At 40.5% G+C, this 1663-nt stretch carries 1 protein-coding gene; it reads left to right on the forward strand.

Annotated features, from left to right (window positions below; translation table 11 throughout):
* The first annotated feature begins 119 nt into the window (after positions 1-119).
* Positions 120-1613 (forward strand): IS5 family transposase, encoded by a 1494-nt coding sequence (locus QUB24_RS33360; protein ID WP_333157869.1) that lies wholly within the window; start codon positions 120-122, stop codon positions 1611-1613.
* Positions 1614-1663: the final 50 nt, after the last annotated feature.

A 1663-nucleotide genomic window follows, 5' to 3' on the forward strand; every position in this document is an offset into this window, starting at 1 on the left:
GGGCTTGCTGAATCAGTGTCAAAAGGTTACACCACCAGGATTAAGAGAGCGGACGATCAATAATGGTGCAAGAAAAACAGGTAAAATAGTACAAAACCCTTGCATTACCATTTGCGATCGTGTACCGAAAAGCTGAGTCTGCTCCTACCGACCCCTTCGACTTTGAACTCTCCAACGGATGCAAGTTGGCAGCAGATAACCGTTGGGTAAAAATGGCCGAACTAATTCCGTGGTCAGAATTTGAATCAGAATATGCGGAAAACTTTCCAACCGAAATGGGAGCACCAGCCAAATCATTTAGGATGGCATTAGGGGCATTAATCATCAAAGAAAAACTCGGAATCAGCGACATAGAAACAGTAGAACAAATCCGTGAAAACCCGTACCTACAATACTTTATCGGTCAATCCACCTACAGTAATGAGTCCCCTTTTGACCCATCACTATTAGTCCACTTTCGGCAACGAATCAGTGCGAATTTAATCAAGAAAGTGAACGAACGACTGGTGGAAAAAATGTGCGAAACCACCCCAAAACCGCCCGAAAAAGAAAAGGATTCGGACGCAAAAAATGAATCAGCCAATCAAGGGAAATTAATCATAGATGCTCCCTCGGCCCCAGCAGACATTAGCTATCCCACAGACTTAGGACTATTAAACAAGGCCAGAGTTCACACCGAAAAAATCATCGACATTCTCTATAAAATCCTCAAGCAAAAAATTAATAAAAAACCCAGAACCTATCGAAAAATAGCCAGAAAAGACTACTTAGCAATAGCCAAACAACGACGACCTCAACGCCACCAAAAAATCCAAGCCCTTAAAAAACAACTGCAATATATAAAAAGAAACCTCGCTCATATTGAACAACTAATCGAATCAGGTGCCACCCTACAAAGTCTGAGCCAAAAGCAGTATAAAACTTTGCTAGTCCTCACAGAAGTCTATCGCCAACAACTCTGGTTATTTGAAAATAAAAAACAGAGTATAGAGGACAGAATAGTAAGTTTAAGCCAACCGCACATCCGTCCCATTGTCAGAGGAAAAGCAGGAAAACCTGTGGAGTTTGGAGCCAAACTATCAGCGAGTTGTATTAAAGGATATGTATTTTTATACCGGATAAGTTGGGATAACTTTAACGAATCAAAAGACTTAAAAGCACAAGTAGAAGCATTTAAAAGTTACACAGGATACTACCCAGAATCAGTCCATGCCGAGCGCATTTATCGAACAAGAGAAAACCGATCTTGGTGTAAAGAAAGAGGAATTAGAATTAGTGGCCCCCCTTTAGGAAGGCCACCAGCAAATGTGAGTAAGGAAACAAAGAAACAAGCCTGGGAAGATGAGAGAATTCGTAACTCTATTGAGGGCAAATTTGGACAAGGTAAAAGAAGATTCGGTCTGAATAGAGTGATGACCAAACTTGATAATACTTCGGAAACAGCCATTGCTATTACTTTTTTAGTAATCAACCTTTCTACCTGGTTAAGACGGGTTTTTTGTGTGTTTTTATGTCACAAACCGAAAATCACACCGATTTACGGTTCAATGATTATTAAAAGCTATACTTGGGCAAGTTATAGTCAACAAAAAGTTATGTGTCGCCGAGCTTGAATTGCCCATCAAGTGCGATCGCAATTTTTCCTAACTTATTCAGTAAGCCC

Origin of the sequence: Microcoleus sp. B9-D4 (genome assembly GCF_036705105.1) — a bacterium.
GTDB lineage: Bacteria > Cyanobacteriota > Cyanobacteriia > Cyanobacteriales > Microcoleaceae > Microcoleus.